The organism is Geomonas sp. RF6 (genome assembly GCF_021044625.1).
In the GTDB taxonomy this organism is placed as follows: domain Bacteria; phylum Desulfobacterota; class Desulfuromonadia; order Geobacterales; family Geobacteraceae; genus RF6.
Map to the genome: position 1 here is coordinate 1227243 of NZ_CP087999.1, position 23793 is coordinate 1251035.

General features: G+C 63.2%; 27 protein-coding genes. 24 read left to right on the plus strand and 3 right to left on the minus strand.

The features are described 5' to 3' along the window. The first annotated feature begins 1 nt into the window (after window position 1). The 17 genes from gspD to LPW11_RS05275 all read left to right on the plus strand — a co-directional run bounded on the left by gspD (window position 2) and on the right by LPW11_RS05275 (window position 15559). Window positions 2-1930: a type II secretion system secretin GspD gene (gene gspD, locus LPW11_RS05195; RefSeq protein WP_230997074.1), complete on the plus strand. Its 1929-nt coding sequence runs from the start codon at window positions 2-4 to the stop codon at window positions 1928-1930. 89 nt (window positions 1931-2019) lie between these two features. Further along, the gene (gene gspE / locus LPW11_RS05200) at window positions 2020-3582 is read left to right on the plus strand and encodes a type II secretion system ATPase GspE (RefSeq protein ID WP_230997075.1); all 1563 of its coding nucleotides are present in this window, start codon (window positions 2020-2022) and stop codon (window positions 3580-3582) included. Beyond that, window positions 3563-4765, plus strand: coding sequence for a type II secretion system inner membrane protein GspF (gspF, locus tag LPW11_RS05205; protein WP_230997076.1), 1203 nt, complete (start codon window positions 3563-3565; stop codon window positions 4763-4765). The genes gspE and gspF overlap by 20 nt, the downstream gene beginning before the upstream one ends. A gap of 84 nt (window positions 4766-4849) precedes the next feature. Beyond that, window positions 4850-5290: a type II secretion system major pseudopilin GspG gene (gene gspG / locus LPW11_RS05210; RefSeq protein ID WP_230997077.1), complete on the plus strand. Its 441-nt coding sequence runs from the start codon at window positions 4850-4852 to the stop codon at window positions 5288-5290. A gap of 163 nt (window positions 5291-5453) precedes the next feature. Then, on the plus strand, window positions 5454-5978 hold the full coding sequence (locus LPW11_RS05215; RefSeq protein WP_269145413.1) for a pilus assembly FimT family protein: 525 nt from the start codon (window positions 5454-5456) through the stop codon (window positions 5976-5978). Beyond that, entirely contained in the window at window positions 5975-6310 is a 336-nt protein-coding gene (locus tag LPW11_RS05220; RefSeq protein WP_230997079.1) for a prepilin-type N-terminal cleavage/methylation domain-containing protein, read from the plus strand. Before LPW11_RS05215 ends, LPW11_RS05220 begins: the two co-directional genes overlap by 4 nt. Continuing rightward, complete coding sequence (locus LPW11_RS05225) at window positions 6288-6890, plus strand: type II secretion system protein GspJ (RefSeq protein ID WP_269145389.1); 603 nt, start codon at window positions 6288-6290, stop codon at window positions 6888-6890. Before LPW11_RS05220 ends, LPW11_RS05225 begins: the two co-directional genes overlap by 23 nt. Further along, on the plus strand, window positions 6887-7816 hold the full coding sequence (gspK, locus tag LPW11_RS05230) for a type II secretion system minor pseudopilin GspK (RefSeq protein ID WP_230997080.1): 930 nt from the start codon (window positions 6887-6889) through the stop codon (window positions 7814-7816). Before LPW11_RS05225 ends, gspK begins: the two co-directional genes overlap by 4 nt. Further along, window positions 7816-9090 (plus strand): type II secretion system protein GspL, encoded by a 1275-nt coding sequence (gene gspL, locus LPW11_RS05235; protein WP_230997081.1) that lies wholly within the window; start codon window positions 7816-7818, stop codon window positions 9088-9090. Before gspK ends, gspL begins: the two co-directional genes overlap by 1 nt. Continuing rightward, window positions 9087-9626, plus strand: coding sequence for a general secretion pathway protein GspM (locus LPW11_RS05240; protein ID WP_230997082.1), 540 nt, complete (start codon window positions 9087-9089; stop codon window positions 9624-9626). The genes gspL and LPW11_RS05240 overlap by 4 nt, the downstream gene beginning before the upstream one ends. Further along, the gene (gene gspN, locus LPW11_RS05245) at window positions 9623-10462 is read left to right on the plus strand and encodes a type II secretion system protein GspN (protein WP_230997083.1); all 840 of its coding nucleotides are present in this window, start codon (window positions 9623-9625) and stop codon (window positions 10460-10462) included. Before LPW11_RS05240 ends, gspN begins: the two co-directional genes overlap by 4 nt. Before the next feature lie 245 nt (window positions 10463-10707). Next, window positions 10708-11595 carry a cytochrome c3 family protein gene (locus LPW11_RS05250; RefSeq protein ID WP_230997084.1) on the plus strand — a complete coding sequence of 296 codons (888 nt, stop codon included), beginning with the start codon at window positions 10708-10710 and terminating at the stop codon, window positions 11593-11595. Between the two features lie 145 nt (window positions 11596-11740). Continuing rightward, complete coding sequence (locus LPW11_RS05255) at window positions 11741-12130, plus strand: DUF948 domain-containing protein (RefSeq protein WP_230997085.1); 390 nt, start codon at window positions 11741-11743, stop codon at window positions 12128-12130. A 5-nt stretch (window positions 12131-12135) separates the two neighbouring features. Beyond that, the gene (locus tag LPW11_RS05260) at window positions 12136-12447 is read left to right on the plus strand and encodes a YtxH domain-containing protein (protein ID WP_230997086.1); all 312 of its coding nucleotides are present in this window, start codon (window positions 12136-12138) and stop codon (window positions 12445-12447) included. A gap of 140 nt (window positions 12448-12587) precedes the next feature. Next, window positions 12588-13931: a YhjD/YihY/BrkB family envelope integrity protein gene (locus LPW11_RS05265; protein WP_230997087.1), complete on the plus strand. Its 1344-nt coding sequence runs from the start codon at window positions 12588-12590 to the stop codon at window positions 13929-13931. A 33-nt stretch (window positions 13932-13964) separates the two neighbouring features. Further along, window positions 13965-15302 (plus strand): penicillin-binding transpeptidase domain-containing protein, encoded by a 1338-nt coding sequence (locus LPW11_RS05270; protein ID WP_230997088.1) that lies wholly within the window; start codon window positions 13965-13967, stop codon window positions 15300-15302. Between the two features lie 8 nt (window positions 15303-15310). Continuing rightward, complete coding sequence (locus tag LPW11_RS05275; RefSeq protein WP_230997089.1) at window positions 15311-15559, plus strand: YkgJ family cysteine cluster protein; 249 nt, start codon at window positions 15311-15313, stop codon at window positions 15557-15559. Here LPW11_RS05275 and LPW11_RS05280 read toward each other — a convergent pair. Next, window positions 15534-16250, minus strand: a complete 717-nt coding sequence (locus LPW11_RS05280; RefSeq protein ID WP_230997090.1) for a UDP-2,3-diacylglucosamine diphosphatase — start codon at window positions 16248-16250, stop codon at window positions 15534-15536. The genes LPW11_RS05275 and LPW11_RS05280 overlap by 26 nt on opposite strands. A 104-nt stretch (window positions 16251-16354) precedes the next feature. Between LPW11_RS05280 and LPW11_RS05285 the strand changes: the two genes are divergently transcribed. The 4 genes from LPW11_RS05285 to LPW11_RS05300 all read left to right on the plus strand — a co-directional run bounded on the left by LPW11_RS05285 (window position 16355) and on the right by LPW11_RS05300 (window position 18949). Continuing rightward, window positions 16355-16783 carry a UPF0158 family protein gene (locus tag LPW11_RS05285; protein ID WP_230997091.1) on the plus strand — a complete coding sequence of 143 codons (429 nt, stop codon included), beginning with the start codon at window positions 16355-16357 and terminating at the stop codon, window positions 16781-16783. Between the two features lie 105 nt (window positions 16784-16888). Beyond that, complete coding sequence (locus LPW11_RS05290) at window positions 16889-17938, plus strand: AI-2E family transporter (protein ID WP_230997092.1); 1050 nt, start codon at window positions 16889-16891, stop codon at window positions 17936-17938. A 46-nt stretch (window positions 17939-17984) separates the two neighbouring features. After that, window positions 17985-18506 (plus strand): rhodanese-like domain-containing protein, encoded by a 522-nt coding sequence (locus LPW11_RS05295; protein ID WP_230997093.1) that lies wholly within the window; start codon window positions 17985-17987, stop codon window positions 18504-18506. Next, entirely contained in the window at window positions 18503-18949 is a 447-nt protein-coding gene (locus LPW11_RS05300) for a MauE/DoxX family redox-associated membrane protein (protein ID WP_331001597.1), read from the plus strand. Before LPW11_RS05295 ends, LPW11_RS05300 begins: the two co-directional genes overlap by 4 nt. A 26-nt stretch (window positions 18950-18975) precedes the next feature. On the opposite strand, the gene LPW11_RS05305 is transcribed toward LPW11_RS05300, so the two are convergent. Then, a complete protein-coding gene (locus LPW11_RS05305; protein WP_230997094.1) occupies window positions 18976-20325 on the minus strand; it encodes a sensor histidine kinase in 1350 nt (449 codons plus the stop codon). A gap of 218 nt (window positions 20326-20543) precedes the next feature. On the opposite strand from LPW11_RS05305, the gene plsY reads away from it, so the two are divergent. Further along, a complete protein-coding gene (gene plsY / locus LPW11_RS05310; protein WP_230997095.1) occupies window positions 20544-21125 on the plus strand; it encodes a glycerol-3-phosphate 1-O-acyltransferase PlsY in 582 nt (193 codons plus the stop codon). 126 nt (window positions 21126-21251) lie between these two features. Here the strand turns inward: plsY and rpoH are convergent, their stop codons facing one another. After that, complete coding sequence (gene rpoH, locus LPW11_RS05315; RefSeq protein WP_230997096.1) at window positions 21252-22121, minus strand: RNA polymerase sigma factor RpoH; 870 nt, start codon at window positions 22119-22121, stop codon at window positions 21252-21254. 211 nt (window positions 22122-22332) lie between these two features. Between rpoH and LPW11_RS05320 the strand changes: the two genes are divergently transcribed. Beyond that, window positions 22333-23406, plus strand: coding sequence for a branched-chain amino acid aminotransferase (locus LPW11_RS05320; protein WP_230997097.1), 1074 nt, complete (start codon window positions 22333-22335; stop codon window positions 23404-23406). Then, window positions 23385-23624, plus strand: coding sequence for a hypothetical protein (locus LPW11_RS05325; protein ID WP_230997098.1), 240 nt, complete (start codon window positions 23385-23387; stop codon window positions 23622-23624). The genes LPW11_RS05320 and LPW11_RS05325 overlap by 22 nt, the downstream gene beginning before the upstream one ends. The last annotated feature ends 169 nt before the right edge of the window (window positions 23625-23793 follow it).

A 23793-nucleotide genomic window follows, 5' to 3' on the forward strand; every position in this document is an offset into this window, starting at 1 on the left:
GTTGAAAAGAAGAATTGCTCCTCTCATTGCGCTGACCCTCTTCCTCCTTACCGCCCCGACGCTCGTCTTCGCGAAGGGGGTCGTCCTCAACTTCACCGACGTGGACATCGCCACCATGGTGAAGTTCGTGAGCGACCTCACCGGGAAGAACTTCATCATGGACGACCGGGTGAAGGGGAAGATCTCCATCTTCTCCCCGGCAAAGCTCACCAACGAGGAGGCATACAACGTCTTCACCTCCGTCCTGGAACTGAAGGGGTTCACCGTCGTCCCGGCCGGAAAGGTCCTGAAGATCGTCCCCACCTCCGTGGCAAAGCAGTCGGGGATGAAGGTCCTCACCGACCGCGAGCGCGGCGTGGTGAACGAGGGGTACGTGGCGCGGGTGGTGACGCTGGAGAGTATCGCCCCGCAGGATGCGGTCTCCTTCCTGCAGCCGCTGATCTCCAAGGACGCCTACATCTCCGCCTTCGGGCCGGCGAACAAGATACTCCTCGTGGACTCGGCGCTGAACATCCAGAAGCTTTTGGGGATACTGAAGCAGGTCGACACCGACCAGACGAGGGAGGGGGCTGAGCTCGTATTCCTGAAGAATGCCGCTGCGGAAAACGTGGCGGCGATGGTGCGCGACTGGCTCGCCGGGAAAGACAAGACCACTCCGAGGGCGGGACAGCCGGCGGCCGCGCAGCCGAGCGGCGCCGGGATCGTCGTTCCCGACACGAGGCTCAACGCCATCATCATCTTCGGCAGCGACAGGGACAAGGCGGACGTGAAGAAGTTCATCACCCTCATCGACGTCGTCCCCCCGACCTCCAGCAGCAAGGTGAACGTCTACTATCTGGAGAACGCCGAGGCGACCGAGGTGGCAAAAGTCATGGACGGCGTCCTGAAGGGGACATCCGGCGCACCTGCGGCCGGGACCCCGGCGGCGGCCGCCTCCGCGGCGGCGCAGCAGACCCTTTTCGAAGGGGGGAGGATCACCATCACTCCGGACAAGGCGACGAACTCCCTCGTCATCATGGCCTCCCCCAACGACTACCAAAACCTGATCGGGGTGATCCAGAAGCTCGACAAGAGGCGCCGCCAGGTCTTCGTGCAGGCGGTGATCGCCGAAGTCTCGCTGGACAAGCTGAAGGAAGCGGGGGTGGAACTCGCGGCGCTGGGCTTTGGCAAGAACAGTGTAATAACCGGTGCCGGTACCGTAGACCCCTTCGGAGTCCTCAACAAGACCGACGCGAGCCAGCAAAGTGTCATCAATCTGCTGACGGCCCTCGCCCTACCCGCAGCAGGAGGCCCTAGCAACATCCAGGTCGCCGGAGTGATTAGGGCCCTTGCCTCCAACGGCGCGGTAAACGTCCTCTCCACCCCGACCATCATGACCTCCGACAACAAGGAGGCGGAAATCTTCGTAGGCGAGAACGTCCCCTTCATCACCGGGACGAACCTCTCCTCCACCGGCCTCTCCCAGCAGTCGGTGGAAAGGAAGGACACCGGTATCACCCTGAAGATCACCCCGCAGATCAGCGAGGGCGAATACGTCAAGCTCGACATCTACCAAGAGATCTCCGCGGTGAAGGACCCCCTCAACAAGGGGGCCGCAGCCGACATCACCACCACCAAGCGCGCCGCGAAGACCGCGGTGGTGGTGCGCGACAAGGATACGGTGGTGATCGGCGGGCTGATCCAGGACAGCGATAACACCACCGTCAGGAAGGTGCCGCTGCTCGGCGACATCCCGGTTCTGGGGTGGCTCTTCAAGACAAAGTCCACCCAACGGCAAAAGACGAACCTGATGATCCTCCTCACCCCGCGTATCATCCGCGGCACCGACGAGATGGTGGAAGTCACCAAGTCGCAGCAGATGAAGTTCGACAACGTCATCAAGAACGACACACCCTTCAACCTGAACCAGCAGCTCAGCCAGAAGCCGTAGAGCGTGAAAGCAGGACGATCCGCTACCTCCTCTTGAAGGAGCGCGGGAACTCGCACGACACCCACACAAAAAGCAGAACCGGAAAAGACATGGCAGAAACAATGGACATAGAGAGGATCGCGAGCCGCCTGGGGATACCGTTCCAGGCGGAGGTCGACGACACCGCGGTGGACGCGGCGCTGGTAAGCCGCCTCCCCCTTACCTTTGCGCGCAACAACCTCCTTCTGCCGGTAAAGGCGGAGGAAGGTCGCGTGCTCGCCGCCAGCGCCGACCCTGCCAATCTCCTCGCGCTCGATGAGCTTGCCGGCCTCTTCGGCGCGCCGGTGGACGTCGTCGCCGTCCCCCGCCCCGCGCTCCTCGACGCCATCAACCGGCTTTATTCCAAGCTCTCCGGCTCCGCACAGGAAGTGGTGGAGGAGCTCGAAGGGGAGGATCTCTCCACCGTCGCAGGTTCCTTCAACGAGCCGCGCGACCTCATGGAGCTCACCGACGAGGCGCCGGTCATCCGCCTGCTCAACTCCATCCTCTTCCAGGCGGTGAAGGAGCGCTCCAGCGACATCCATATCGAGCCGTTCGAGCGGGAGCTGGAGGTGCGCTTCCGTATCGACGGCCTCTTGTACAAGATGCTCGCTCCCCCGAAGGTCATCCAGGAGGCGCTCACCTCCCGCGTGAAGATAATGGCGGGACTGAACATCGCCGAGAAGCGCCTGCCGCAGGACGGCCGCTTCCGCGTGAAGGTCGCCGGGCGCGACGTGGACATCCGCGTCTCCATCATCCCCACCTTTTTCGGGGAGCGCGTGGTCCTGAGGCTCCTGGACAAGCAGCGCGGCATCCTCTCGCTGCGGGAGATCGGCCTCTCGGAGGTCACCGACGCCGCGATGGAGCGCCTTTTGAAGCGCACCAGCGGAATCATTCTGGTAACCGGCCCCACCGGCAGCGGCAAGACGACGACGCTCTACGCGGCGCTCAACATGATCAACTCGCCGGAGAAGAACATCATCACCATCGAGGACCCGATCGAGTACCAGCTGAAGGGTGTCGGTCAGATCCAGGTGAATCCGAAGATCGAGCTCACCTTCGCCAGCGGGCTGCGCTCCATCCTCAGGCAGGACCCGGACATCATCATGGTGGGGGAGATCCGCGACGCAGAGACCGCCGAGATCGCCATGCAGTCCGCGCTCACCGGCCACCTCGTCCTCTCCACGCTGCACACAAACGACGCGGCGACCGCCGTGACGCGTCTCATCGACATGGGGATCGAGCCGTTCATGGTGGCATCGTCCCTCTCCGCCGTCCTCGCGCAGCGCCTGGTGCGGGTCATCTGCCCGCACTGCAAGGAGTCGTACAAGCCGGAGCGCTCCTATGCCGGGATCGAGCTGCCGGACCGCCTCTACCGCGGGCGCGGCTGCGACAAGTGCTTCGGGCTCGGCACCGTGGGACGGATGGGTATCTACGAGCTCCTGCTGGTGGACAGCGAGATGGTCTCCATGATCATCCGGCAGACGCCGGCGGGGACGATAAAGGAGTACGCCATCTCCAAAGGGATGAAGACCCTGCGGGAAGACGGACTGGCAAAGGCCTTTGCAGGCGTCACCACCATCGAGGAGGTCCTGAGGGTAACCCAGGAAGACTATGCCGACCTTTCGCTATAGCGCCTTCAAGTCGGGTGGCGGCGAAGTCTCCGGCACCGTCGACGCAGCGTCCCTGAACGAGGCGCGCCAGAAGCTGAAGCAGGACGGGCTCTTTCCGAAGGAGATCGCACCTGCGGAGGAGAAGGGGGGAGGACGCAGGGGGCGCTCCCGCGTCGCGGTTCCCGAGCTCTCCCTCGCCACCAGAAGGCTCGCCACCCTTCTCGGCTCCGCCGTCCCCGTGTACGAGGCGGTGACGACGCTGTGGGAGCAGGAGCGCCCGGGCGAGCTGAAGAAGGTTCTCGGCAGGGTGCGGGACCGGCTCGCCGAAGGAAGCGGCCTTGCGCAGGCGCTCGCTGCAGAGCCGAAGGTATTTTCCGAGGGGTATGTGGGGATGGTGGCGGCCGGCGAGGCCAGCGGCGCGCTGGAAGGGGTGCTGGAGCGGCTCGCCGAGTTCCTGGAGGGGCAGGCGGAGGTGCGCAGCCGCATTACCACCGCGCTCGCCTACCCGAGCCTCATGGTCGTCGTCGGCGGCGGTGTGATGCTCTTTCTCCTCGCCTTCGTGGTGCCGAAGATTGTCACCGTCTTCCAGGAGAGCAAGGCGACCCTCCCCCTGATAACGGTCCTCCTCATAAAGGTGAGCACCACATTGCGAAAGGCGTGGTGGGTTCTCGCCATTGCCGCCGTCGCAGCGGTCGCCGGGATGAAGAAGCTCATGCGGGAGGAGGCGATGATCAGGCGTCGCGACCGCGTCCTCCTGAAGACGCCGCTGGTCGGCCCGCTCCTGCAGCGTCTTGTCCTCTCCCGCGTCTCCAAGGTGCTGGGGCTCCTCCTGGCAAGCGGCGTCTCCATCGTGAGGGCGCTGGAGATAACCGGGGAGGCGGTGGTGAACCGCGAGTACCGGGCCGTTCTCCTGGAGGCAAAGGAGAGCCTCATCCAGGGGGGGAGCCTCTCCGGAGCATTGCGCGGCAGCGCCCTTTTCCCGCCGCTCCTGGTGCACATGACCTCCGTCGGGGAGAAGAGCGGGGAGCTGGACCGGATGCTCATGAAGGCGGGGGAAGCGTTTGAGAAGGAGTTCAACTCGGCGGTGACCCGCTCCATGGCGCTCCTGGAGCCTCTCCTGGTCCTCGGGATGGGGGTGTGCGTCGGCGTCGTCGTCCTCGCGGTCCTGCTGCCGATATTCCAGCTGAACCAGCTGGTGAAGTAGCGAGCCACACTCTTTAGTCGGACAGGTCTGACACGTCCGACTGGTCTGACCGGTCCGACAATAAAAAACACAGGAGCATCAACAATGAAGAGATTGCGCAGCAATGCCGGCTTTACCCTTATCGAGATCATGGTGGTCATCGTTATCCTGAGCCTTCTCGCGGTCCTCGTCGGACCGAAGATCATCGGGCGCAGCGACGACGCGAAGGTCGCCGACGCGAAGGTGCAGATCAAGAACATCGAGACCGCCCTGAAGCTCTACAAGCTCGACAGCGGCAACTTCCCCAGCACCGAGCAGGGGCTCGCGGCGCTGGTGACGAAGCCGACCACCGGGAAGATCCCCAACAACTACAAGGCGGAGGGGTACCTGGAAAACAAGAACGTGCCGAAAGACCCGTGGGGTAACGACTACGTCTACCTCTCCCCCGGCGAGCACGGCGACTACGACCTCTACTCCTTCGGCGCCGACGGTGCCCGCGGCGGTGAGGAGAAAAACGCCGACATCGAGAGCTGGAACATGCACTAGCAGCAGTATTTCCTCCGGGAAGAATCTCGCTCCGGAGAACAGGCTCTGACACGCTCGGGGCAGACGGTTCCCCACGAGCCAGAAGATACTTTGTGCAGCCGGATCAGGCGCCGCCGATCGCGCACCTGATCCGGCCTTCACGCGCCTCAGGCAGGGAAAGATTCTGAGAGAAGAAACCCCGAAAAACGGCTTCACCCTCATAGAGGTCGTGGTAGTCCTCGCCATCATCGCCTTCGCGGCGGCTATCGTGGTGCCGCGACTCCCCGCCCCCGAAGGGACGAGACTCAAGAGCTCCGCCCGCAACCTCGCCACCGCCATCAGGTTCCTGAACGACCAGGCGATCATCACCAAAGGGGTGTACCGGCTCACCTTCAACATGGCGGAAAACAGCGCCTCCATCGCGAAGCTCTCCCCTTCCGGCGAGGTACTCCCCCCCGACGACCAGCTCATGAACCGAAAGCTCATCGAGGAGGGGATCTCCATCGAGGACGTCACCGACCCGAAGCTCGGCCGGGTGTCGGAGGGGGAGGTCACGGTCACCTTCGGCCCCCGCGGCAACCAGGAGTGCCTCACCGCCCACCTCAGGGGGGGGAGCGAGCACTATACCGTCATCGCCTACCCCGGGGGGAGCAAGGTGCAGGTGCAGGAGGGTTACCAAGAAGTGGCCACCGGGGAGGAGAGGAAATGAAAGGGTTCACCCTCCTCGAGGTGATGATCGCGCTCGCCATCGCCGCCGGCGTTCTCCTCACCGTCATCTCTTCCGTCAACTACCATCTCTCCATCGTGGGGGACGACCGGGAGGAGACCGTGGCGGCGCTCGTCGGGCGCGCGAAGCTGGAAGATCCCGATTTCGTAAAGATCTCCGAGAAGAAGGGGACCTTCGCCCCGGAACACCCGGAACTCTCCTGGGAGCGGGAGACGACGCCGACGGAGCTTCCGACGGTGAGCCGCACCGTCCTCACGGTGAGCTGGCAGGACGGCAAGAAGAGGCTTTCCCTTGTGCAATTTACGTCAAAATAAGGGCTTCACCCTCATCGAGCTGATGATCGCGCTGGTGCTCCTCGTCATCCTCACCGGAGCGCTGTACGGCACCTACTTCTCCGTCATGCGCGCGCGGGAAAAGGGGGGGGAACGGGTCGAGGAGCGCCGGGAGCTGTCGACGACGCTCGGGAAGCTGCACCAGGAGATCGCCTCCGCCCTCTACGCAAGCGGCGACAAGCGCCTCCACTTCGTGGTGGAGGACCGGGACGCCTTCGGAAAGCCGACCTCCCTCTTGCAGTTCACCACCATCACCCCTCCCCGGGTGGACCCCGCCCCCGCCTCCGATCTCGCGGTGGTGCGCTATTCGGTGCAGGAGAAGGAGGGGATTCTCTCCCTCATGCGGGAGTCGAAGGACCTCTACCTCGACGTGAAGCCCCTCCTCTACCCGATCATGGACACTGTCGAGGGGTTCTCGGTGGAGTGCTACGACGGCGGTAAGTGGGTGAAGAGCTGGGATACGGAGCTGAACAGGCGGATCCCCGACAAGGTGCGGGTCACCATCACCCTGAAAGGGGGGGAGGTCTTCAGCACGATCGCCTCGCCGGGGGTGAAGCAATGAAAAACGAACGCGGCTTCGCCCTCGTCATCGCCCTCATGGTGACGGCGCTCTTGACGGCGCTCCTGGTGGAATTCGTCAGCGAGGTGTACGTCGACACCTCCCACAGCCACAATTTCGTCGCCTCCCAGCAGGCGGGGATTCTCGCTGCATCGGGGGTCCCCCTCGCGGTGAAGCTCCTGCAGTTCGACCTCCCCACCCACAACGGCTACAGCTCCCTTCTCGACCTGTGGGCGAAGCCGATCAGCTACGATGCGGGGGCAGGCACGATCACGGTCACCATCGAGGAAGAGAGCGGCAAGATGAACATCAACACCGCCACCTCCCCGAACGGGATGTCGAACCAGTACACCCAGATGGCGATCCGCCTCTTCAAGAAGGCAGGAGTCTCCCCCGACCTCACCGATGCCGTCATGGACTGGGCCGACGAAAACGACACCCCCTCCCCCAACGGCGCGGAGAGCAGCTACTACCGAACGCTCAAGCCGGCGTACGGTGCGAAGAACGCGCGCCTCGACACGGTAGAGGAACTGGCGCTGCTGAAGGGGTTCACCCCGGAGGTCCTCACGAAGCTCCGCCCGCTGGTGACGGTGTACGGCGAGTCGATGAGCGGGGAGAGCACGACGCGGGTCAATATAAATACGGCGCCGAAAGAGGTCCTCGCCGCCCTCGACGAGAACATCTCAGACAGCCTCGTGGAGAACATCCTCGACTTCAGGAAGAAGCAGGCGATCAAGGCGGAGAATCTGAGCAGCATACCGGGGGCGGAAAAGCTCACGCCGGAGGCGCGCATGAACATCACCTACAGCGGCAGCGTGTACCGGATTCATGCCGAAGCGAAGGTCGGAGAAAGCGTAGGGGTAACGGAAGCGGTCGTCCGGCTGCGTTCAGGAACGCAGCCGGTTTTTCTATACTGGAGAGAATATTGATGGATCTTTTCGTCGTCGAACTGAAAAGGGACGAGGTCATCCTCGCCACCTTCCGCAGGAACCGCGGAGCCGTCACCTTTGTGGAGGCGCAGCGACACCCGAACGGGGAGGATGACCTTGCCGCGGTGCTGAGAAGCGTCCCTCCCGGCACCGAGCGGCGCGTCATACTGGCGCTCCCCCCCACGGAGCTCTTCATGAGGGAGCTCGAGCTCCCCCTCACCGACAGGGGGAAGGTGCGCGAACTCCTGCCGCTGGAGCTGAAAGGGGAGACCGCGCTCGACACCGACGAGCTCGTCTTCGACGCGCTCCCGCTGGAGCCGGGGAAATTCCTGGCGGTGTGGGGAAGAGCGAAGGATCTCGCGGAAAAGGTAGCGCTGCTGAAAGATGCGGGGCTGGAGCCGGAGATCATCACCGCCTCCCTCTTCCACTGGGACACCCTCGCCCCCGCCGCCGGAACGGTGGCGGTCGCCGACGGCGAGGCCCTCGCCGCTTTCTCCGACAGGACCCCCATATTCTTCCGTGCCCTCCCTCCCCATGCCGGGGACGAAGAGGTGCAAAGAACGGTCGCCGCGCTGGAGATCGGTAAGGGGGTCGAGGTGGAGCGGGTCGTGCGCATCTCGCACGCCTTCGGAGGGGAGAGCGCAGAGGTAAGCGCCGAACTCGCCGGAGCGTTCGGGGACGACGCCCACGCGGCACGCGACCTTGCCGGTGCCTATGCAGTCGCCGCGGCGGTCGCCGCCGGGAAGGCGGTCGATCTGCGCCGCGGCCCCCTCTCCTACACCGCGGGAACCGAGAAGCTGCGCAGGAGGCTGCGCATACCGCTCGTCCTCCTCGGAGTCCTCATCGTGCTCGCCTTCGTGGAGAGCGGGGTGCGCTACCGGCTGGTGTACAAGGATGTGGTCTCCCTCGACTCCTCCATAAAGGGGATCTACCGCGCCGTCTTTCCGACCCGGAAGAAGCCGGTCGACGAGGTCGCCGAGCTCCGCTCCGAGATCAGGAGGCTCGAAGGGGCGAAGACCTCCAGCAACGTCCTCACCGTCCTCAATCAGCTCGCGGAGGCGAAGGGGGACGACGTCACGGGGCTGTACGAGATCGAGGTGGACGGCAACGAAGTGCGCGCGAAAGGGGACGCCCGCTCCTTCCAGGGGACGGCGGACTTCAAGAGCCGCGCCGCGAAGTTCTTCGACGGCGGCGAGGTCACCGACAACAAGTCCCGCCCCGACGGCTCTGTGACCTTTGCCTACCACGGCACCTGGAAGGGGGTGGCACGATGAAGCAGATTACGGATCTCCTGCAGCGCATGGACAGGACGACGCGGCTGACGCTCGGCATCGCCCTCGCCGTCGCCCTCGTCGCGGCGATCGGGCTCTCCGCCCTGAACGGCCGCATAAAGACGCTGGAAAAGAAACGGGTAAGCCGGGAGGCGGACTTAAAAGAGATGATGACCCTGAAGGTACGCTATCTGGAGGCGAGTGCGGTCTCGCAGCGCCTCTCCAACCGCCTGGCCGCCACGAAAGCGGACGACTCTCCGGCAAAGATCGTGGAAGAGATAGGGATCAAGGGGAAGGGGAGCCAGGTGAAGCCGGTGAAGGGAGAGGAGATACCGGGATACGTGGAGGACGCCGCCGAGGTGAAGATCGAGGGGCTCACCTCCAACGAGGCGGTGAACCTCCTGTACCGCCTGGAGAAGGGGACCCGCCCGGTGGCGGTGAAGAAGGCCCTCATAAAGCAGCGATTCGACGATCAATCGAAGGTCGATGTCGGCCTCACCGTGGCGCTCATCAAGCCTGCCCCGCAGGGTAGCCGATGAAAAGGCGCGCCCTTCTCATCGCGTGCGGCGTTCCCGCCGCTCTCCTCCTCTTTTTCCTCCTCACCCTCTGGTTCATCCCGAATGACGCCATCAAAGGGGTGCTGGTGCGTGTGGCGGAAAATGGCGGCTACACCCTCGACTGCCCGAAGCTCTCCAAGGCGTTCCCGATCGGAGTGAAGGCGCCCGCGCTGTCGCTCTCCTCCGGTAAGGGTGAAGTGCTGCGACTGAAGGACACGCGGGTCGCGCTGCGGGTCCTGCCGCTTTTGGCCGGGAAGATCCGTTTCGGATATGAGGCGGGGATCGGAGCTGCGGGGAGGATCGAAGGGGACTTCGACGCCGGAAGGCGCCGCCAGCTGAGCTTCACCGCGAAAGGTGTGCGGCTGGAAGATATTCCCTTTTTCAGCACCGTCGCCTCGGCGCGCGTGAAGGGGGAGCTCAGGGGGGACGGGACGCTCGTGCAGAAAGGTGCCGGCATGGCGGGAGGAATCCAGCTGCAGGTGCGGGGGGCCGAGCTCGCGGGGGTGAAGATCGCGCAGACCCCCCTTCCCGATGCTGCGTACCGCGACGTGCGCGGCGCCCTCGCCATCGATGGAGGACGCGCCACGCTGAAGAGCTTCACCCTGGACGGCGACGGGATCTACGTGAGGTTGAAGGGGGACGCGGTACTCGCCCAGCCGGTGGGGCTCTCTCCCCTCAACCTGACGGTGGAGATGATGCCGAAGCCCTCCTTTCTGGAGCGGCAGAAGTTCGTCTTTCTCCTCCTCATGAAGTACCAGACCTCCCCCGGCGCCTACACCATCCCGGTCCGCGGCTCCCTCGCCCACCCGAGCATCTAGCGCTTCGGCACCCTCCCCCGCAGGGGGGAGGGACCTTCTTTAGACGATCCGCGCAATCTCTGCACCACCCCCGCCATCGCTGCATACTATCTCACCGATAACAGATTCCTTTCTGCGCAGTGAAGGGGTCGTTGCAGCAGCACGAAAATACGTCGATTTTTACAGGCAACTGTTGACAATGCACCTCAAGACGTTATATAAACCCGTGATAATGATTACTGTGTTTTATTCCTAAGGAGGGGGCAATGAGAGTAGCAAAGTTAACCAAGTTTTTTTCTGCATTTTTCCTGTTCTGCTGTATCGGGACAGCATGGGCAGCTGAACCGGCGGCGCCGGCAGCAACCACTCTTAGCAACGCCGACTGCGTGAAGTGCCACGAGCAGCCGGTGAAGGACATCACCGCGAACGGCGGGAAGCACAAGACCGAGGTCACCTGCCAGGACTGCCACAACGGTCACCCCCCCAAAGTGAAGAAGCCGATCCCGGCATGCAGCCAGTGCCACTCCGGCAAACCCCACTACGAGCTCAAAGGGTGCAACGCTTGCCACTCCAACCCGCACACCCCGAAGGCGATCAAGTTCGGCAACAACGTCACCGACCCGTGCCTCACCTGCCATAAGCCGCAGATGGAGCAGCTGAAGGCGTTCCCGAGCAAGCACAGCAAGCTCGCCTGCTCCTTCTGCCACAACGTTCACGGCAGGATCCCCCCCTGCACCCAGTGCCACAAGCCGCACTCCGCGGACATGACCCAGAAGGACTGCAAGGCCTGCCACAGCGCCCACAAGCCGGCGGTGGTGACGTACAACGCACAGACCCCGAACAAGTTCTGCGCGGCCTGCCACTCCAAGGCGGCGAACCTCCTCGCCTCCAGCCCGGCGAAGCACAACAAGCTCGCTTGCGTGTACTGCCATCAGGCGAAGCACAAGATGGTTCCGGCCTGCACCAGCTGCCACGGCACTCCGCACCCGGCGGCGATGATGGCGAAGTTCCCGAAATGCAGCGACTGCCACAGCATCGCTCATGACCTGAACCGCTGGAGCACCACCGGCGCACCGGCTAAACCGGCGGCACCGGCAGCGCCGGCCAAAGGCGAGGCAGCCCCTGCCCCCAAGAAGGCGCCTGCCAAGAAGTAATCGGTAACAAAAAGGGAGAAGGCCGGCTCACAAGGCCGGCCTTCTCTTATCCCCTTGCCGCAGCCGGCGAGGTAAAAGCAAAGCTCCATTGCCCATCTCTTCAGCAGCTACTCGTACGAACTGCCGCCTGTGCAGGGAGGTTTCGATGCTTTTACTGGGAATTGCCTCAGCGGTGACAGCAGTAACACTTGTTGTCCTCACCTCGTTTCTTATCCCCACTCTCATGGAAATGAAGAAAGCCGCGGCTGCTCTGCGCAGCGTCGCGGAGAAGACCGAGGCACAGCTGGAGCCGCTCCTCATGGAGGCGCGCTCCGCGGTCGCCGAAGTCCGCATCGTCACCGCTTCCGTTGCGGCCAATGCAGACGGCGTGAGCCTCCTCATGGAGGAGTTGGGAGAGACCGGGGAGCACATCAGAGCGATCAACAGAGTGGTGGGGGTGGTCTCCACCCTGGTGGCCGGTTCCTCCGCATGGATGACCGGCGCACGTGTTGCGGGAAGGTTCATTGCTGATAAACTTATTAGAAAAAGGGGGTAACTGCCATGTCAGAAGATAGTGGTGTTGGGACAGGAACAGTTCTGCTTTCGTTTCTCGCGGGCGCAGCTGTCGGCGTAGGGGCCGCCCTCCTCTTTGCTCCGAAAACCGGCGAGGAGATGCGCGGACAGATCAGAGACCTGACCGACGATGCCGTCGGCAAGATCAAGGACTACGCGAGCGACGCACAGACCAGGATCCGCTCCAGCTATGAAGAGGGGAGGGACAAGGTCATGGAGAAGAAGAGCATCATCTCCTCCGCGATCGAAGCAGGTAAGGAAGCAATGGAGCGCGAAAAGGAAAAACAGAAGGTGATGTAAGATCACCACCAAAAGCCCACCCCCCGGTGGGCTTTTTTCTTGCCGCTGCAATACCCGCCGAGCAGCCAAAGACCCCACTGACATTCGATCACTCCGGCCGGCGGCGTTTCGGCCGGGAGCACAGAAAGAGAGCCCTCCCCATGCGTCTTGGCCAGGACGAAATCATCTTCTCCCGCAAGTGGCTGTGGCAGACCGACCCCGAGACGCTCGGAGGGTACCGGGGAAAGCTCCTGCGCGCCGTGCAGGTCGTCGTCTTCATCATGCAGAACTTCCTCACCAACAGCGCGCCGCTGAGGGCCGCCGCCCTCACCTTCACGACCCTGCTCTCCATCGTCCCCCTCCTTGCCCTCACCTTCGCCGTCCTGAAGGGGCTCGGGGCACAGAACAAGCTCGCCCCCGTGATCCTGCGCCAGGTCGCCGCAGGCTCGGAGGTCGTCGTCACCCGCATCGTCACCTACATAAACAACACCAATGCAGGGTCGATCGGCGCCATCGGCCTCCTCATGCTCCTCTTTACCGCCGTCTCCACACTCGGCAGCGTGGAGGACTCCTTCGACACGATCTGGGGCGTGCCGGAGACCCGCTCCTTCTACCGGAAATTCAGCGACTACCTGAGCGTCCTCGTCAGCGCCCCCCTTCTCGTCCTTGCCGCCACCAGCATCACCAGCACCTTGCAGAACAAGGCGGTGGTGCGCTGGCTCCTCGAGTCGACCTACTTCGGAGACATCTACCTCCAGCTCCTGCGCCTCGTTCCGTACGTGAGCGTGTGGGCCGCCTTCTTCCTCCTGTACATCTTCATCCCCAACACGAAGGTGCGCGTCGGCTCCGCCCTCTTTGGCGCCGTCCTCGCCGGCACGATCTGGGAGGGTGCCCAGTGGGCCTACATCCACTTCCAGATCGGGGTGGCGAACTACAACGCCATCTACGGGACGCTGGCGGCGCTCCCCATCGTGATGATCTGGCTCTACACGAGCTGGCTCATCGTCCTTTTCGGGATGGAGGTGGTGGCGGTGCACCAGCAGCGCACCACTTTCCGGCGGGAGCTCCTCGGGCACCAGGTCAACCAGTCGTTCAGGGAGCTGCTAGCGCTGGCGGTGCTGCGCAGGATTGGGGAGTCCTTCCACCACGGTCAGTTGCGCTGGGGGGAGCAGCAGCTGTCCCTCTCCCTGGGGATACCGCTGCGCATCCTGCGGCCGACACTGAACCAGCTTTCCGAGGCGGGTTTCATCGTCTCCACCAGCGCCCCGGGGGAGCCGTACCAACCTGCACGGGAGCTCGACCAGATCGTCCTTGCGGAAGTCATCCTCTCCCTGAAGAGCCAGGGGGCGTGCTGCCTCCTTCCCGGAGAAGAGGCGGCCGCAGGCCTTCTGGAGCGGGGGGAGGAGGCACTCAGGGAGGCGTTCAAGGGGACGACGCTGAAGGAGCTGGTCCTCGAAAACGAGGCGGCTGCCGTCGTTGACAAAGGGGGATCAGTTGACATATAGTGTCGTGATCCCACCCCCAAAAGCAGCAGGTTCATGCAAGATTTTAAGAACATACACAAAAAGAAACGACGCCGGCACGGCAGGCGGAAAGGGGAGGAAGCGCGCAACGCTTTCAAGGCGGTCCTCGAAACCCCTCCCCCCCGCAAGAACAGGCTCAAGATCGTGCTTCCGGTCCTGGCCCTCGCTCTCGCCAGCTATCCACTCTTCGGACTCCTGAACTCCGCCCGCACGGCGAAAACCACCACAGCCCCCCATACCACGTCCTCACCGGCCGCCGTCCTCACGAAAGCGGACAACTGGAGCTCCTTCAAGCTGGCAGCCGAGGTCTTCCCGAGCGCGAAGCAGGAGGCAAACGAGTTTGCCGCCCCCCTGCCGCAAGGGGGGAAGATCGTGTACGCCATCAACGAGCGGCTGCAAAGCCGCGTGGCGAAGGTCATGCAGGACTTCAAGGTGCCGTACGCCGCGCTGGTGGCGATCGAGCCGAAGACGGGGAAGATCCTCGCCGTCGTCTCCCACTCCACCGCGCAACCGGCTTGGGAGAAGGATGCCTGCTACCGGCTCTACCCGATGGCCTCCCTTTTCAAGATCGTCACCGCCTCCGCGGCGCTGGAGGACAAGAAGGTCACCGCCGACACCCCCTTTGCCTTCAACGGGCGCCTCACCTCCGAGAGCCCGAAGCACTGGCGGTCGACCGGTCGCCGCAGCCCGCAGATGCCGCTGGCGCAGGCGATGGGGAAGTCGGTGAATCCGGTCTTTGGCAGACTTGCCGGCGACATCGTGGGGCGTGACGCGCTGATAAGCTGCGCCCAGAAGTACGGCTTCAACCAGGAGATCTACCCCGGCTGCCCCGTGATCCCGAGCACTGCGCCCCCTCCGGACTCCCTCGACCAGCTCATGCTGACCGGCGCCGGTCTGAACCACGACGTGAAGGTCTCGCCGCTGCACGCCGCCTCTCTCATGGCGGCCGTCGCAAACGGCGGGGTCATGATGGCCCCGAGCCTCGCGCAGCAGGTCGTCGACGCGAAGGGGGGGACCCTCTTCAAGCAGCAGCCGTTCGAGCTGCGCCGCGTGGTGACGCCGCAGACCGCCTCGGAGCTCGCCCGCATGCTCTCCACCACCACGGTGACCGGGACCTCGAGAAAGGCGTTCCACGACCGCAGGGGGCGCCCGATGCTCGCCTCCCTGAAGGTCGCGGCGAAGACCGGTTCCATCGACGGGACCGACCCCGCCGGCCACTACAGCTGGTTCACCGCCTACGCCCCGATGGAGGATCCACAGATCGCCATCGCGGCGCTCGTCATCAACGAGGCGAAGTGGAAGATAAAGGCACCGTTTCTCGGGGAGCAGGCGCTCGAGGCGTTCTTCAAGTAGGGGTAAGTGTGGAGTGTCTGCGCTGCGGGACGTGCTGCGTGGCGCCGGACATCTCGGCGCTCGGGAAGAGGATCGGAGAGCGGTGTCCCCACCTTTCCGACGATCTGACCTGCGCCGACTACGGGAACCGCCCCGCCGTGTGCCGCGGCTACCGCCCCGACGAGATCTGCAGAATGATCTGTGCGGAAACGCTGGAGGAACGGGTGGAAAAGTACCTCGCCCTTTTCGGGGCTACTGCGGAAAGGTCTTCAGGGTGAACTCCCCGTCGAGCCACTCGCAGTAGGAGAACTGGGTGATCCAGTCCCCGAGCGACACGACGACCCGCTCCCCTTCCCGCTCCAGGTACGGCAGGTGGAAGTGGCCGGTAACGACGGCGTCGCACCCCTTCCCGAAGCATCCCCTGGCAAAGGAGAGGGTGATAGCGCGCCGGTCCCACCTGACGCGGCGGACCTTGTGCCTCTTCCCGCTGAGCCTGGAGAGGATGGCGGCGACCGCGCCCGCTAAGCCGCGGGGAAAGAGGGGGAGGAGGACGCCGGCGAGCCGGCTGTGCAGCAGGAGGCGAAAGGCCCGGTAGCGATAGTCCCTCCTGTTGATCTGGTCGCCGTGGCAAAGATAGACCTGCTGGCTGCCGATCGTTACGATCGCGCCGCGCCGGTGCACTTCGGCCTGCAGCTCCTCCCGGAAGAAGCGGGTGAGGTGGAAATCGTGGTTCCCCTCGAAGTAGACGAGGCGCACACCGCGCCCGCGCACCCTCTTCAGGGAGTCGACGACCTCCCGGTAGTGCCGGTACACGGGGGTCGGGGAGCCGACCCAGAACTCGAAGAGGTCCCCGAGGATGTAGAGCGTGTCGGTGTCCGGGGGGAGGGTATCCAGGAAGCGGAGCAGGGAGCGGTAATTCGCGTCCCCCGGTTGCTTCAGGTGGGCATCGGCGATAAAAATGTTGCGCATGGGGCACAATATATACAAAACTATGGGTGAGGTCCAGTGGGTTCCCCCGCTGGAGGGTGGCGGCACCTCCCTTCGTGCCCACCTCCCCTGACGAGGTTGACTGCATGGCCATGCGAAGTGTGGAGATAGTCTGGGACGAACTGATGGAAGCATTCGAGAACCCCGACCCGGAACTGACCTACTTTCTGGACCGTGAGACCGGAGAAGTCTTCTCCGTTCCCGCCGACTACGACGACGAAACGTTCTGGGAGGAGATGGCGGCGGCGGACGAGCGCTACCTCGAAATACCCGCCTTCGACTACGCGCAGGAGCGCCAGATGGTGCACGGCTTCATCCAGGGGGTCAGCAACGCGGCGCTGAAGGCGATGCTCGTGCGCGCCTTCGTCGGGAAGAGCGCCTACGGGCGCCTGAGCGAGATCCTTTCCTTCTATCCCGAAGAGCAGGAGCGCTTCGAGGCGGTGCGGGAGCAGGTCATCACCGGGCGCGCCGGAGAGTGGCTGGAGGAGCACGACATCTTCCCCCCCGACCGGTAGACCGCCCCTCGCACCGTACGCCGGGCCCAACCGACCCGCACGGCGCTTCTTTCCTCGCCCCTTTTCCTTTCCGGGCGCGGCCACATCCCATAACCAGAGGCACCCATGCTTGCACAAAGAAACGCCGCGAACCGGACCGTGGTGATACTCCTCGTCGCAGCCGCACTCTTCGCCGCCGGTCACGCCCTGAGCCACACCGCGTCCTGCTTTCTCCTCTCCTTCGTCATCGCCTATCTGCTCGACCCCTTCGTGGTATGGCTCGAGCATCGCAGGGTGCGCAGGCCCGCGGCGATCGTGACGCTTTACGTCCTCCTCGCCATCCTTTCCGTATTCGTCCTCTCCTATCTCGTCCCCTACGCGATTGTGCGGGGACAGGCGCTCATCCCGAGCATACCGACCTACCTGGAGAAGGCGAAGAACCTTGGGCTCGAGCTGCAGGGACAGGTGCAACCGCTGTACGGCGCGGAGTGGCGCTGGGCCGCGGACAAGGCGGTGGAGTGGCTGGACAACGTCTTCAGGAGCGTGGGAAGCGGCGTCTCCTCCGCGGCGGCGAGCGTCGTCTTCAACCTCTTCAACCTGGTGCTCGCCCCGATCCTCGTCTTTTTCATGCTGTACTACAAAAAGGACATAAAGGAGGAGATCGCGGCGTGGCTGCCGGTGCGCCACCGCGGCACCCTCCTGTCGCTGGGGAGAGAGATCAACGACAGTATCGGCGGCTTTTTGAAGGGGCAGATCATCGTCTCCGCCATCGTGGCGATCCTGGTGAGCGGCACCCTCGCCCTCATGGAGGTGGACTACGCGATCTTCAACGGGATCTTCGCAGGGGTCGCCTCCGTCCTCCCCTTCATCGGCGTCGTCATCGCCACCATCCCCCCCCTCTTCTTCGCCTACCTGAAGTTCCAGAGCGGGCTCGCGCTGGTAAAGGTGCTTGCGGCCTTTGCCGCGATCTACTTTCTGGAGGGGTACCTGGTAAAGCCCCTCGTCTTTCGCAGCTCCATGGACCTGAACCCCCTTCTCACCATCATCATGGTCATGGCGCTCGGCGAACTCATAGGTTTCTGGGGGATACTCCTCGCCATACCTGTCGCAGCCGCGGCGAGGATCATCGCGGTGCACGCCGAGCGCGGGGATTTCAGGCAGGAGGAATCTCTGTAGCCCCGCTGCCGGAACGGGCGCACTTTCGCTTCGAAAGGAGTCACCGATGAAAAAAGCCTCGAGTCGGTTGATGACCGACGTACTTCTCGTCTTCGTCGTTGCAGCAGTCCTCGGGCTCTCCTGGAATCACACACTTCTCCTGAAGGCGTGGCGCGGAGAGGCAACCTCCGCCCCCCCTGCCGCGGAAACGCAGGAGGTCCCGGGGCCGGCTGCGCAAGAGGCTGTCCCGCTGCCGCTCGGTCTCATGCAGGTGAAGGAGCTGTACGACGCAAAGGAAGCGGTCATCATCGACGCCCGCGACATGCAGAGTTACGAGGCCGGCCACATAAAGGGCGCGGTCTCCCTCCCCCTCGGGGAGGCGTCGAAGGGGGCGCCCCCCTCCTTCCAGGCTGAGGTCCCCACCGCGAAGGAGCTCATCGTCTACTGCAACGGGTTTTCCTGCCACGACAGCATGGATCTCGCCAATCTCCTCATCAAGTGGGGATACCGGACCGTGTACGTGTACGAGGGTGGGTATCCCGAGTGGTACGGCGCGGGGTATCCCATTTCTCAGGGGAGGAAACCATGATCGCGAGAGTGAAGGAGTATCTGCCGCTGGTGGTACGGGTCATTCTCGGCGGGGTGTTCATCTACGCGGGGGTGCTGAAGATCGCCGATCCGGTCGCTTTTGCGGGGAACGTCGCCGCCTACAAGCTTGTGCCGTACTTCTGGAGCTACCTTACCGCCGCGATTCTCCCCTGGGTGGAGGTAATTTCCGGTGCCCTCCTCGTCTGCGGCTTCCGCCCGAAGGCGGGGGCGGTCGTCATCGCGCTGCTGAACGCGGTCTTCATCGTGGCGCTCGCCTCGGCTATCGTGCGGGGGCTGGACATCGATTGCGGCTGCTTCAGGCAGGGGGGGGGGGAGAAGACCTCCCCGTGGATTGCGCTGGGGAGAGACGTGGTGTTTATCTGCATGGCCCTCTATATCGTAAGGACCAGCGGGGAGGAGCGCCGCGGCGTAAAACGCGCCTGACACCCTTTTTGAAGGGGAAACCTCATCTACTCCGGGAGGGAGAAGGAGAAGACGGCTCCCTCCCCCGGCTTACCCTCCCCTTTCACTTCGCCGCCGTGCCGCTGGATGACGCGCTGCACCGTGGCGAGGCCGACGCCGCTTCCCTGGATCCCGCGGGAGTTCTGCAGCCGCTTGAACGGTTTGAAAAGTTGCCCCGCCTCTTCCATGCTGAACCCCGCGCCGTTGTCGCGCACGTAGTAGAGACGCTTTCCCTCCTCCTCGCGCACCCCGAAAACGATCGCAGGCTCGCGTACCCCGCCGGTGTACTTCCAGGCGTTCCCCAGGAGGTTTTCCAGGCAGATCTTCAGAAGCTGCCGGTCTCCGCGGACAGTGATCCCCGGCTCAATGTCGATCCGGGCCTGGCGCTCCGGCGCGTGCTGCTGCAGGTGCAAAGCGGTCTCCAGGGCGATGGCGCTGAGATCGACCTCGCCAAGCTCCAGCTCCTTGTGCGACACCTGTGACAGGGTGAGCATCGCCTCTATAAGCTCGTCCATGCCGCGGCACGACTCCGCCACGCTCTGCACCAGAAACCTCGACTCCGCATCCGGGCACGATTCCGCCAGTATCTGCTGTGCCGTGCTGATACGGGTGATGTAGGTGCGCAGGTCGTGGGAGAGGGAGTAATTGAAGGCTTCCAGGTCGCGGTTGGCGGAGGCGAGCTCCCGGGCGTGCTGCTCGAGCTCCTCGTTCATCCTCTTTATCTCCCGCTCGGCCCGTACCCGCTCCGTCACGTCGCGCACCGCCTCGATCCCCGCTACGACCTTCCCGTGTCCGTCCCTGAGAGGGGTGCAGATCATCTCCAGGTACCCCTGCCCGTGCAGAGTCTTTCTGCTCAGCTCGCACTTGTGGGTCAACCCGTCTTTCATGCAGCTCGCGATGTGGCAACTCGGGCAGGGAGTGGTGCGCTGCTGGTACGCCTCGTAGCAGATATCCCCTTCGTGCGAACCGAGAAGCTCCTTGTGCGCCTCGTTCTGGTACAGGATGCGGTAGTCGGGGTCCTGGATGCTGATGGCATCCCCCACCGCCTGCAGAATGGCATCGGAGCGAGCCTTCTCGTTCTTCGCGCTCAGGAGTGCCTCCTCCAGGAGTTCCCCCTGGAGCTGAAAGCTCTTCATGATCTTGGCGAGGTACAAGAGGAAGAGAAATTGTGCGCCGAAGTAAAGGCAGCGCATGGCAAAGTCGTTGCCGGAAGGGTGCAGCAACTCGTGGAGGAATGCTTTATTCCTGACGCCGGCATCGAGGAGAGTGTCGGCGAACCAGGAAGCAGCCATGACGGCGAGGCCGACGGCAATGATGCGTGCCTCTTTCGATTTTTGGGCAAAAATTCGAGCCGTCATGTAGCGCCGGCCTCCGATAACCGCGGGTGCAGTAATGTCACCTGATTTGGTGGGGAATGACAGAACCGCATAATGCACCAAAAGAGGAGAAGAAGGCAATAATATTAATCTAATAAAAGGTATACCCCCGCCGCCTGCCCCCCCCGTAACTTGCGGTTTCCGGTGAAATACGCTAGTATGCCGTTCGATTTCGCACCGCACCCCAGGGAGGCACCCTTTTGAAAGAAACCGCACTGCTCATTGCCGCTTATCTCATCGGTTCGATCCCCACCGGGCTTTTGCTGGCGAAGGCCTGGGGGGTGGACATACGGGCCACCGGGAGCGGCAACATCGGCGCCACGAACGTGTACCGCACGGTCGGCAGGAAGCTCGGCATCCTCACCCTCCTCGGCGACTGCCTCAAAGGACTTCTCCCGGTACTGGTGGCACAGTGGCTCGGATTTCCGCTGGCGATCGTTGCCGCAGTCGCGCTCGCCGCTTTCCTCGGTCACGTCTACACCGTCTTTCTCGGGTTCAAGGGTGGCAAGGGGGTGGCGACCGCACTCGGCGTCTTCCTCGGGATCTCCCCCCTTTCCATACTCTGTGCCTTTGCGGTCTTTGCACTCGTCCTCTACCGCTCGAGCTACGTCTCCCTTGCCTCCATAACGGCGGCTGCCGTGGTGCCGATCATAATCACCATTGCGGAAGGAAAGATCGAAGTCATCGCCATGTCGGTAGTCGTCGCGGCAATCGTCATATACCGGCACAAGGAGAATATCAGGAGACTGCGCGCTGGAACGGAGAACCGTTTCCGCGCATAGGGGGGTGGCGCCGGCACGTAAAGTCGTTGCCGTGCCCCGCCTGAGGGGAAGGAAGGTCGCTACGGACGAAAAAAGGGGCTCTCCCGGATGGGATGCCCCTTTCTTGCGCCTGCTGTGTAAGTATCTTTAGGCCCCCTGCGCCACCACAAGTGGGGTCAGGAGACGTTTCATCTTTTTCAGTGCCCCTTCCTCGATCTGCCGGACACGTTCTCTCGATATGGAGAAGTGGTCGGCGATCTCCTGCAGCGTCATGGGGGTATCGGAGCTCACCCTGTTCTCGATGACGTAGCGCTCCTTCTCGTTCAGCCCCTGAAGGGCGGCCGCCACGCTCTGCTCCAGAAGAGCCACGTCCTGGCGCTCGGCCAGCATCTCCTCCTGGTTTTGCCGCTGGTCCGGGAGGGTCTCGAGGAAAGTCCCCGCCTCGCCGTCGAACATCTCCAGGTCGAGGGAAAGCTCCCCTTTCAGCCGCTGGTCCATCTCCTGCGCCTCGCCGTCCTTCACATCGAGGGAGAGCGCCGCAGCATGAAGGTCTTCCTCGCCGGTCATGCTCCGGATCGCCTGCTTCGCCTGGTTCAGCTTGAAGAAGAGCTTGCGCTGTGCCTGGGTGGTGCCGATCTTCAGGAGGCTCCAGGCGGACATGACGTAGTTCTGGATGTACGCCCTGATCCACCAGACGGCATAGGAGACGAGCCGCACCCCTTTGGCCGGATCGAACTTGCGCACGGCCATCATGAGGCCGATGTTCCCCTCCTGGATGAGGTCGAGCATCTTCAGCCCGTAGGAACGGTACTCACCGGCGATCTTCACCACGAAGCGCAGGTTCGAGGTGATGAGGGTATGCGCCGCCTCCAGATCCCCTTCGTTGCGGAACCGTTCCGCCAGGGTCGTCTCCTCCTCCGCCGAGAGCAACGGAAACCGGTTGATCTCCGCCAGATAGAGGGTGAGATTATCGACAGGGACCGGCATCGAGTAGTTAAGGACTGCTGCTTCTCTCATACAAGTCATCTCCCGCTTTCTGGAACTTTGGCACTCTTTTCTGCCGAGTGCTAATAATATAACAAAGGGGTCCCCAAAAATCAACCCGGTGCGGGCAGATTATCTTCTGTTGCCAAAGGGTTAAATTGCTTGCCCCTGCGGGGGGGAGTATGGTAAACGAAGTGGTTATTAACCGACGCTTGGCGCCGAAATACCGAGGGGGTGTGCGCAGATGGAGATTCAGGTACTGCCACTTAGTGAAGCCGACAAGAAGCCGAAGTTCACCGACGAGACGAATCTCGTTTTTGGCCGGACCTTTACCGACCGCATGCTCCTTATCGAATGGAAAGCAGGCACAGGGTGGGGCGACGCCAGGATAAAGAAGTACGAGCCGTTCGTCCTCGAGCCCGCGGCGCTCGTCTTTCACTATGCGCAGGAGATCTTCGAAGGGCTGAAGGCGTACCGCTGGGAGGATGGCTCGATCGCACTGTTCCGTCCCGAGATGAACGCCCGCCGCTTCAACCACTCCGCCGACAGGCTGTGCATGCCGGAGATGCCGGAGGAGCTCTTCCTGAAGGGGATCGAGCAGCTGGTCTCTCTCGAGCGCGACTGGGTGCCGGGCGCCGTTGGCACCTCCCTGTACATCCGCCCCGCCATGATCGCGGTGGAGCCGGTCGTCGGCGTGAAGCCTTCCGACCACTACTACTTCTTCGTCATACTCTCCCCGGTCGGCGCCTACTACCCGAAAGGGTTCAAGCCGGTGCGCATCATGGTGGAGGACGAGTACGTCCGCGCCGCTCCCGGCGGCACCGGTGAGGCCAAAACGGGGGGCAACTACGCCAGCTCGCTGAAGGCGGGGCTGAAGGCGAAGAAGAAGGGATTCGACCAGGTGCTCTGGCTGGATGGCGTGGAGAAGCGCTATGTCGAGGAAGTCGGCGCCATGAACATGTTCTTTGCCTACGGCAACAAGGTGGTCACCGCCCCGATCGGCGGCACGATCCTCAACGGCGTCACCAGGGACTCCGTCTTGCAGCTTTCCCGCTCCCTCGGCTTCGAGGTGGAGGAGCGCAAGATCGACATCCACGACCTCATGAGGGACATCGAAAGCGGAAAGGTCACCGAGGCTTTCGGCAGCGGCACCGCCGCGGTCATCACCCCGGTGGGGGAACTCTGCTACAAGGACGACTGTCTGGAAATCGGTGGCGGCGGAGTCGGGGCGCTTACTCAAAAACTGTACGACACCCTCACCGGTATTCAGTGGGGGAAGGTAGCGGACACCTTCGGATGGATCAAAAAGATCAGCTAGTCCCGGACGAATTGTGCGGGGAACAGGGAAAGACGCCCCGCGCAAAGGGCGCGAAGAAGATTGCCGTCAAGGACGCCAATCCCCTGTGCCTGTCGTGCCGGCGCTCCTGCAAGCAGGAGCGCAGCGCCCTCATAGCCTCCTGTCCGAGGTACTACCCGGGCCCTAAGCTGAAGCGTGAGGACTGGAAGCAACTGGCGCTGCCGATAGAGAAGGAATAACCTGGATAAAATAGATATGAGCACTGAAAGGCGCCCCCTGTGGGCGCCTTTTTTAGTTCATCCGGGCTTCCTTGTAGTCCATGTAGGCCGGGATAAGCCGAAAGGCGTTCCCGGCGGTCCACAGCAGACGCAGACGCAGCGCCAGCGCATGCCGGAATCGCTAGCGCTT

Coding starts and splice junctions, on each gene's coding strand:
- gspE (WP_230997075.1), top strand. CDS start 2,020: ATGGCAGAAACAATGGACATAGAGAGGATCGCGAGCCGCCTGGGGATA.
- gspF (WP_230997076.1), top strand. CDS start 3,563: ATGCCGACCTTTCGCTATAGCGCCTTCAAGTCGGGTGGCGGCGAAGTC.
- gspG (WP_230997077.1), top strand. CDS start 4,850: ATGAAGAGATTGCGCAGCAATGCCGGCTTTACCCTTATCGAGATCATG.
- LPW11_RS05220 (WP_230997079.1), top strand. CDS start 5,975: ATGAAAGGGTTCACCCTCCTCGAGGTGATGATCGCGCTCGCCATCGCC.
- gspK (WP_230997080.1), top strand. CDS start 6,887: ATGAAAAACGAACGCGGCTTCGCCCTCGTCATCGCCCTCATGGTGACG.
- gspL (WP_230997081.1), top strand. CDS start 7,816: ATGGATCTTTTCGTCGTCGAACTGAAAAGGGACGAGGTCATCCTCGCC.
- LPW11_RS05240 (WP_230997082.1), top strand. CDS start 9,087: ATGAAGCAGATTACGGATCTCCTGCAGCGCATGGACAGGACGACGCGG.
- gspN (WP_230997083.1), top strand. CDS start 9,623: ATGAAAAGGCGCGCCCTTCTCATCGCGTGCGGCGTTCCCGCCGCTCTC.
- LPW11_RS05250 (WP_230997084.1), top strand. CDS start 10,708: ATGAGAGTAGCAAAGTTAACCAAGTTTTTTTCTGCATTTTTCCTGTTC.
- LPW11_RS05255 (WP_230997085.1), top strand. CDS start 11,741: ATGCTTTTACTGGGAATTGCCTCAGCGGTGACAGCAGTAACACTTGTT.
- LPW11_RS05260 (WP_230997086.1), top strand. CDS start 12,136: ATGTCAGAAGATAGTGGTGTTGGGACAGGAACAGTTCTGCTTTCGTTT.
- LPW11_RS05265 (WP_230997087.1), top strand. CDS start 12,588: ATGCGTCTTGGCCAGGACGAAATCATCTTCTCCCGCAAGTGGCTGTGG.
- LPW11_RS05270 (WP_230997088.1), top strand. CDS start 13,965: ATGCAAGATTTTAAGAACATACACAAAAAGAAACGACGCCGGCACGGC.
- LPW11_RS05280 (WP_230997090.1), bottom strand. CDS start 16,250: ATGCGCAACATTTTTATCGCCGATGCCCACCTGAAGCAACCGGGGGAC.
- LPW11_RS05285 (WP_230997091.1), top strand. CDS start 16,355: ATGGCCATGCGAAGTGTGGAGATAGTCTGGGACGAACTGATGGAAGCA.
- LPW11_RS05290 (WP_230997092.1), top strand. CDS start 16,889: ATGCTTGCACAAAGAAACGCCGCGAACCGGACCGTGGTGATACTCCTC.
- LPW11_RS05295 (WP_230997093.1), top strand. CDS start 17,985: ATGAAAAAAGCCTCGAGTCGGTTGATGACCGACGTACTTCTCGTCTTC.
- LPW11_RS05300 (WP_331001597.1), top strand. CDS start 18,503: ATGATCGCGAGAGTGAAGGAGTATCTGCCGCTGGTGGTACGGGTCATT.
- LPW11_RS05305 (WP_230997094.1), bottom strand. CDS start 20,325: ATGACGGCTCGAATTTTTGCCCAAAAATCGAAAGAGGCACGCATCATT.
- rpoH (WP_230997096.1), bottom strand. CDS start 22,121: ATGAGAGAAGCAGCAGTCCTTAACTACTCGATGCCGGTCCCTGTCGAT.
- LPW11_RS05320 (WP_230997097.1), top strand. CDS start 22,333: ATGGAGATTCAGGTACTGCCACTTAGTGAAGCCGACAAGAAGCCGAAG.
- LPW11_RS05325 (WP_230997098.1), top strand. CDS start 23,385: ATGGATCAAAAAGATCAGCTAGTCCCGGACGAATTGTGCGGGGAACAG.